Raw genomic sequence first — 7330 nt, 5'->3', positions numbered from 1 at the left:
CCAGGCGACCCCACGCCGTCCGACGACCCCTCCACGCCGGACGACCCCACCACACCGCCGAACGACCCCACACCGTCCGACGGACCCACCACCCCAGACACCAGCACACCCAATACGAAGCACCCGTCCAAGAACGACAGGCCCGGCTCTTTCAACACGAAGAACCCGTCCAAGAACGACAGGCCCGGCTCTTTCAATACGAAGCACCCGTCCAAGGGCGACAGGTTCGACTCTCCCAACACGAAGAACCCATCCAAGAACGACAGATCCGACTCTCCCAAGACTGAATTCAAAGCCGTCACCAAAACCGCTTCCACGTCGAAGGCCCGCGTGCTCTCGACCGGGACCTGCGGCGCCTCCTTCTACTCGGAGGGGCAGATGACGGCCAGCGGCGAGCGCTTCAACCCTGACGCGATGACCGCGGCGCACAAGAGCCTGCCGCTGAACAGCAAGGTCCGGGTGACCAACCCCAGCACCGGTAAGTCGGTAACGGTCCGCATCAACGACCGCGGCCCGTATGTCGGCGGACGCTGCCTTGATCTGTCCGAGGCCGCCTTCTCAGCCATCGGCGACATCGACGCCGGATCGATGCGGGTCAAGTACGAGGTTCTCCGCCCCTGATCCGGCCTGCTACATCGGGCGCGGAGACGCGCGAGCACTCGAGCTCCGGCCCGCCACGCCGGGCGGCATGCGAGCGCTCAACGGTCCGGTCTGCCGCACGGACATGGAAATGTGCGAACACCCGCTACGGTCCCCCAACGTGCCCGAGCTGCGTCTCGCCTACTTCACCAGACGCAGCGTGAACGGGTAACGGAAGTTGCCCTCGCCCAGTGCCGCCAGGCCCCCGACCACCGACAGCACCAGGCCTCCGATCCAGAGCAGGGGCGTCAGCACCACGCCCACGAACGTGATCGTCAGCAGGATGGTGGCTCCGAGCATCGTCAGCTGGAAGTTGAGTGCCTCCACCGCGTGCTTGCGGACGTAGGGCGAGGTCCTGCCCGCGGTGAGCAACATGATCAGCGGGCCGATCGCCAGCAGACCGGTCAGCGGTAGCAGGTGCGCCGCCGCCGCGCCCACACGCTCCCCTCCCGTGTCCGCTCGCCCGTCGAGATGACGGCCGGTCGCCACCCGGCTCATGACCGGAGGGTATGAGCCGGGACCCGCCGGATGTGCGCCGTACAGCTCGTCCATGATCGGCGTGAGGTCGCCGTGGACGCGGGCCGTCATCGCCCGCTCCAGGCGGTCATCGAACTCGAACCTGTCGAGTCGTCCCTCCGCATAGGCGGCCTTGACGTGATCGACCACCTGCTCCCGATCCTGGTTGCTCACCCGGAGCTCGGCATGATCGGGGCGCGGATTCGGTTTCGGCACATTTCCGTGCCACGAGCTCGCCGCTGGTGTCGCTGTGCCTGCCATGGGACCGATAACCTTTCGTCGCCGTTATTGATCTCAATGTTCGTCGACGGCATTGTCCTTGGTCTATCCGGATAAACCCCTACAAGCCCCTGAGAGTCATCCCTGGCTCCCGCCACGGAGCGAGTACGAGAGGTATACAAGGACGTATGAGATGGCGCGATCGTTATGGGTTGAGGCGTCTGCGTGGGCCGAAGATCGCCAGGTTCGACCGTCCCGCGACCGACGCTGACATCGAGGCGCTTATCGCCTTTGCAAAGTCACGTCGCGGTGTTGAGTTCTATGTTGAGCCGGAGACATTCGCGACGGACACCACCGCGATGGCGGTCGCGGATGACGGCGAGTGGACCCGGCGTCGGGTCGGCTCACCGGCGGTGATCCGCAAGGTGGCCCGCGACCTGGCTCTTCCGGTCTACGACGTGCAACTCACCGGCTATCCGCCCCGGATGCGCGCTTACAACGAACGTCAGAAGCGCGCCGGGAGCTGAGCGGTCACTCCGCCATGATCGCCGTTTCCTCCAATAAGGAGATCATGGGGAGGAGCCAGGCCATCGTGGGGCTGCCCATCTCCTGGTCCAGCTCCTCCGGGCTGGGCATCCTCTCCTTGAGAACGTGCGGCGGGAGCAGGTGCCGCAGCGCGTGCATGAGCAGATTCGCCATCGAGTAATCAGGGGCGATCTCGCATGCCCGGGTCAGGGCGATGCCCGCCAGCGCGGCGTCGCCCTGACGCCAGGCGGCCATGCCGAGCAGGGAGGCGGCCGGCGGAACGAATCTGGGCTCCAACCGCCGGGTGAGGTCCTGCCACAGCCTGAGGTGGGCGTCGTCGGTGTCATCCGTGATCAGCGTCCACGCCTCGTCTCTGATCCGGATCACCGCCAGGTCCAGCCCCAGTCTGGCCACCTGCTCGTCATCCAGTCGCCCGCCCGAGGCGTAGGCGCCGATCGCCCCGCGAACCCTGGCCATCCCGTCCGCGACGAACTCCGCCGCGAATCCCTCGTCGTCCTCGCATCCGGTGAGTCTGCCGCGCAGCTCTTCCGTGACGCGGGCCGTGACCTCGCGCATGGCCGCCCGCGCGGGTCCGTCGACGGGGTCGAGCGAGCGCTCCAGGGTTTCCCTGTCCGGCAGGGCGACCAGTCCGTGCACGATGGCCTGGGCCGCGATCGCGTTGGCTTCCTGCTCGTACGGAGTGCCGTCGCCGGGACAGCAGTCGGTCCGCGAGCAGATGTAGGACCAGTAACGGCCGTCCTCCACCCGGAGCGCGTCGACGAGTGTGAGGTCGCTCTGGCGGAACAGCGCGATGGCCACGTCCACGGCCGGGGTCACCAGCGGGCCGGGACCGTAGCCGATGACGACGACCTGGGTGATCCCCTCGTTGCGGAACAGCGGGATGATCTGGCCGAGGCCCGGGGCCGCCAGCGGCAGGTCCCACCGGACCGTGAGGTGCAGCCGGCCCTTGGGGGGCTCTCCCTCCAGGCCGATCACGATCAGACTCTCGGCGGGGTGGAAGCCGAGTAGATAGGGCACGGCACCAAGGATGTCCTCGGTGGAGCCGAGCAGCAGGCGCGGTTGCGGGGCGGATCGCGGAACAGGCCGGCCGGATGGGGGCTGGTTGTCGGTTGTCATGGCCGAGAGCTTCGCCGGATCTCCGGCCCCGCTCGCCCCCAGAACCGCATTCTGTGGAGAGATCCGGGGCTATCCACAGGCCGGAGGGCGGAGGGCTCCGGCGAGCTCAGGCCCAAGTGCTCCCGGCGGGCTCAGACCCGGGGGTGGAATGCCCCGGCGGGCGCCAGCCTCGTCCGGACCATGATGGCCGCGCCCGCCACGGCGGCGGGCATCGCGACCACCGCGACCAGCGGGATGAGGAAGAGCAGGAAGAGCAGGACCCCGAAGCCGAGCGCCGGGGCCTTGTTACCCCGAAGCAGAGCGAAACGGCTCTTCCGCACCATGCCCCTGCGCTCCATGGCCAGCGTGGTGAGCTCGACCGTGAGGAAGAAGCCCGAGACCAGGGCGCCCAGCACCGGCACCACCGTCTGCCCGATCACCGGCACGAATCCCAGGAAGAACAGCGGGATCGTGAACAGCAGCACGTATCCGAGGGTGATCAGGCTGTCCTTGACGGACCTGAGAATCGACCTCCAGAGCGGAAGCCCGTGCCCGGTCGGCACGTCGCCGTGGGTCTCCTCGACCTTCTCGGAGAGCTTCTCGTAGAAGGGCTCTCCGAGGATCAGGGTCACCGCGGTGAAGGTCACCACGGACAGGATCAGTCCGGCGCCGAAGATCGCCAGTCCGACCAGGCTGTGGAGAGCCGTCTGCGCTCCCTCACCCCATGTGTCGGCGAACGGCGTCGCCCAATCGGCGAGGTCGAGGGCGTTCGTGCCAAGCAGGTAGAGGCCCACGGCGTAGAGGACAAACACGATCAGGGCCGGGATCAACCCGAACAGCCACCAGCGGGGGTACCGCGCGACCCAGCGCAACCCCTGGAAGAAAAACCCGATGCCGTCCAGAAAGGAGCGGAAATGACCCATGACGGAACATTATCGGGATCAAGGATGCTCGGTGACCCCATCGAGGACCCCCGGCCCCCGCTCCGCCGTACATGCGGCGAGTGGGTGGCCTCCGGAGCATGAGGAGTGCGCGCAGGAAACGGCACCGGCAGCACGGGACACGCGCAGGGCCACATGGTGCACGGGACATGCGCAAGGCCTGCATCGGACACGCGCGGGGCGCGCACAGGGCGGAGACGGATCGTCACGCGGGAGAGAACGCGCGAGGGAAGACGCGCGGGAGAAGCGGATCAGGCGCGCTGCCAGAGGGCTGGGACGGAGGCGACGTCCAGGGCGGCGAAGAGGCGGCGGAGAAGGGGCAGCGAGATGCCCAGGACGTTGCCGTGGTCACCGTCGATGCCGTCGACGAACCAGCCGCCGAAGCCGTCCAGGGTGAAGGCGCCGGCGACGCGGAGGGGCTCGCCGGTGGCGACGTAGGCGGCGATCTCGGCGTCGGTGGGGGTGCCGAAGCGTATGACCGTGGCGCCCACCTCGAAAACCTCCCGGCCGTTCGCGACGTCGATCACGCAGTGGCCGGTGAGCAGGCGGCCCTCGCGGCCCCGCATGCTCTGCCAGCGGGCAACGGCCTCCTCGGGTGTGCCCGGCTTGCCGTAGGCCCGGCCGTCGAGCTCCAGCATCGAGTCACAGCCGATGACCAGGCCGTCGTTCAGCTCTCGCGCCACCACGGCCGCCTTCGCGCGGGCCAGCGCGAGGCAGAGCTCGCTCGGGCTGTCGGCGGTGATGGCATCCTCGTCCACACCGCTGACGATCACCTTGGGATCGAGTCCGGCGCTGCGGAGCAGGGCGAGGCGGGCAGGCGAGGCGGAGGCGAGAACGATCTGGGTCACACCGATCGAGCCTAGCGGCTCCGTTTCGGTGGTCGGCCGTCCGGAAGATCATCGGGAAAGCACGGACCGGCCGACGGGTCATCGGGAAAGGCACGGGACCGGCCGACAGGTCATCGGGAAAGGCACGGGGCCGCTCGGAGTCCAGGACCGAGATCAGGACCGGCGCCGGCGCCAGGCCAGGACCAGGGCCACAACCAGGGCTAAAGCCAGGAGCAGGACCAACAGCAGGGCCACGACCAGCGCCAGAGCCAGAACCAGGGCTAGGCCCAGGACAAGGACCAGCGCCAGAAGCAAGACGACGGTCAGGACCAAGGCCAGGACCAGAGCCAGGACAAGGATCAGGACCAGCGGCAAGGCCGCCCAGTTCGCCCAGGTAGGCCAGGCCAGGAGCGGGACCAGGAAGGGTGTCGGCTTCATGACGGGACCTCACTCGAGGGCGGCAGCCCGGGAGGAGCTTCGGGAGGGGGCGGTGGCGGGATGACGCCGCGGGGAAGCCCCGCCGCGGCGTACACCTCGGCCTCGCCCAGGGTCTCGTGCTCCAGCAGGGCGGCGACGATGGTGTCCAGGCGCTCCCTGTTCGCCGCCAGAACGCGCAGGGCGATCTCGTAGCACTCGTCCACGATGCGCCGGACCTCCTTGTCCACGGTGGCGAGGGTGTCAGGAGCGGCGGTGAGCTGGCCGTCGGCGGAGCCGGGCAGGATGGTCAGCGGGCCGATGCTGGAGGACATGCCCCAGCGGCCGACCATGCCACGGGCGATCATCGTGACCTGCTCCAGATCGTTCTCCGAGCCGGTGGTGATGACGCCGTAGACGACCTGTTCGGCTGCCATGCCGCCGAGGGCGCCGACGATCCTGCCGCGCAGATACTGCTCGTCGTAGGCGTAGCGGTCGGTGTCCGGCGTGGAGAGTGTGACGCCGAGCGCCCGGCCGCGGGGGATGATCGAGATTTTTCTGACCGGGTCGGCGCCGGGCTGGAGCATGCCGAGCAGCGCGTGGCCCGCCTCGTGGTAGGCGGTGCGCCTGCGCTCATCCTGCGAGATCACGACCGTGCGGGCCGTACCGAGCTGGATCTTCTCCAGCGCGTCGGCGAAGTCGGGGGGGAACACCTGCCGCCGGCCCCGCTTGGCGGCGAGCAGCGCGGCCTCGTTGACCAGGTTGGCCAGGTCGGCGCCTGTCATGCCGGGGGTGGTCCTGGCGATGTTCTCCAGTTTCACGTCGTCGGCGAGCGGTACGCCGCGGGTGTGCACCTTGAGGATCTCCGCCCGTCCCTTGACGTCGGGCGCGGACACCACGACGGTCCGGTCGAACCGGCCGGGTCGCAGCAGTGCGGGATCCAGGATCTCCGCCCGGTTGGAGGCGGCGATCACGATGACGCCCTCGGAGCCGGTGAAGCCGTCCATCTCGGTGAGGATCTGGTTGAGGGTCTGCTCCCGCTCGTCGTGACCGCCGATGACGCTGCCGCCGCGCGCCCGGCCGATCGCGTCGATCTCGTCGATGAAGATGATCGACGGGGCCACCTTGCGGGCCTCCGAGAACAGCTCGCGCACCCGGGAGGCGCCAACCCCCACGATCATCTCGATGAACTCCGCGGCGCTCGCGGAGAAGAACGGCACGTCGGCCTCTCCGGCGACGGCTCTGGCGAGCAGGGTCTTACCGGTGCCGGGCGGGCCGGTGAGCAGCACACCCTTGGGCAGCTTGGCTCCCAGGCGACGATACTTTTCGGGCTCCCTGAGGTAGTCGACCACCTCGGCGACCTCGTTCTTCACCTCGTCGATGCCCGCGACGTCGTTGAAGTCGACCCGCACCTTGCCCGCCTCCAGCGGCGTGGCCGACTTCGACCTGCCGAGACCGCCGAGGCCGCCGAGGCCTCCCCCCAGCCCTCCTCCGCTCATCGCACCGGCCGCGCGCCGCATGAGCCAGATCCACAGGCCGGCCAGCACCACCACGGGCAGCAGGGACAGCAGGAGGTTCCCGAGGAAGCCCCGGCCGTTGCTGACGGGTTCGGCCTTGATCTCCGTGCCCGTCCCGGTCAGCTGCTGGTAGAGCTGCTGCTGGTTGGCGAAGACCGGCATCTCGGTGGAGAACATGGTGTAAGCCTGGTTCTGCCTGTCGGGATCCCGGGCCGTCTTCTTCAGGTTGCCCTGAATCGACGTGCCCGTGGCGTAGATCTCCTTGACGTTGCCCGCCTGCACCTGCTGGGTGAACTGGGTGTAGGAGATCGGCTCGGGCGACTTCTCGTCGAAGAACGACGAGATCAGGAAGATGACGGCGTAGGCGAACACCAGGGTGACCACAAAACGTCGCCAGTTGATCTTCGGGCGCTGCGGAGACGTGTCGCCCGGCAGGCCTTCCGACCGCCAGGGCTTGGGCTCGTTCTCCTTGCCGTCCCCCTCCGGGCCGGCCACCTTGCGATCCTGAGGTGTCGGTCGCTCCACGACATCCCCCTCCACGACTGGGGGAGTCTCCCTGGAACGAGCGCCCTCCAGGAGTGCGTCCGGACGGCCGGCTCGGTCGCGTCCTTCAGGC

General features: G+C 68.4%; 8 protein-coding genes. 2 read left to right on the top strand and 6 right to left on the bottom strand.

The annotated features are described in order from the left end of the window. Window positions 1–621, top strand: a 621-nt coding sequence (locus CHC08_RS51490) for a septal ring lytic transglycosylase RlpA family protein (protein WP_089207681.1), incomplete at its 5' end; no start/stop codon positions are given. 159 nt (window positions 622–780) lie between these two features. Here the strand turns inward: CHC08_RS51490 and CHC08_RS13930 are convergent. After that, window positions 781–1329, bottom strand: a complete 549-nt coding sequence (locus tag CHC08_RS13930; protein WP_245878302.1) for a DUF1707 and DUF4870 domain-containing protein — start codon at window positions 1327–1329, stop codon at window positions 781–783. A 233-nt stretch (window positions 1330–1562) separates the two neighbouring features. Between CHC08_RS13930 and CHC08_RS13925 the strand changes: the two genes are divergently transcribed. Continuing rightward, window positions 1563–1901 (top strand): hypothetical protein, encoded by a 339-nt coding sequence (locus CHC08_RS13925; protein WP_089207679.1) that lies wholly within the window; start codon window positions 1563–1565, stop codon window positions 1899–1901. A gap of 4 nt (window positions 1902–1905) precedes the next feature. Here the strand turns inward: CHC08_RS13925 and CHC08_RS13920 are convergent, their stop codons facing one another. From CHC08_RS13920 to ftsH, 5 genes are all read right to left on the bottom strand, one after another. Further along, entirely contained in the window at window positions 1906–3036 is a 1131-nt protein-coding gene (locus CHC08_RS13920) for a DUF4192 domain-containing protein (protein WP_089207678.1), read from the bottom strand. 131 nt (window positions 3037–3167) lie between these two features. Next, entirely contained in the window at window positions 3168–3938 is a 771-nt protein-coding gene (locus CHC08_RS13915; protein ID WP_089207677.1) for an EI24 domain-containing protein, read from the bottom strand. 269 nt (window positions 3939–4207) lie between these two features. Beyond that, window positions 4208–4804 carry a Maf family protein gene (locus CHC08_RS13910; RefSeq protein WP_089207676.1) on the bottom strand — a complete coding sequence of 199 codons (597 nt, stop codon included), beginning with the start codon at window positions 4802–4804 and terminating at the stop codon, window positions 4208–4210. 153 nt (window positions 4805–4957) lie between these two features. Further along, entirely contained in the window at window positions 4958–5221 is a 264-nt protein-coding gene (locus tag CHC08_RS13905) for a hypothetical protein (RefSeq protein ID WP_179282031.1), read from the bottom strand. Next, window positions 5218–7239 (bottom strand): ATP-dependent zinc metalloprotease FtsH, encoded by a 2022-nt coding sequence (ftsH, locus tag CHC08_RS13900; protein ID WP_089207779.1) that lies wholly within the window; start codon window positions 7237–7239, stop codon window positions 5218–5220. The genes CHC08_RS13905 and ftsH overlap by 4 nt, the downstream gene beginning before the upstream one ends. Between the last annotated feature and the right edge of the window lie 91 nt (window positions 7240–7330).

Source organism: Streptosporangium subroseum (genome assembly GCF_900188345.1).
GTDB classification, from domain to species: Bacteria; Actinomycetota; Actinomycetes; order Streptosporangiales; family Streptosporangiaceae; genus Streptosporangium; species Streptosporangium subroseum.
This window is presented reverse-complemented; position numbering and strand designations above follow the sequence as displayed.

Bases quoted from the DNA above. Each gene is read 5' to 3' on its own strand.
- CHC08_RS13925 (WP_089207679.1), top strand. From the start codon at position 1,563: ATGAGATGGCGCGATCGTTATGGGTTGAGGCGTCTGCGTGGGCCGAAG.
- CHC08_RS13920 (WP_089207678.1), bottom strand. From the start codon at position 3,036: ATGACAACCGACAACCAGCCCCCATCCGGCCGGCCTGTTCCGCGATCC.
- CHC08_RS13915 (WP_089207677.1), bottom strand. From the start codon at position 3,938: ATGGGTCATTTCCGCTCCTTTCTGGACGGCATCGGGTTTTTCTTCCAG.
- CHC08_RS13905 (WP_179282031.1), bottom strand. From the start codon at position 5,221: ATGAAGCCGACACCCTTCCTGGTCCCGCTCCTGGCCTGGCCTACCTGG.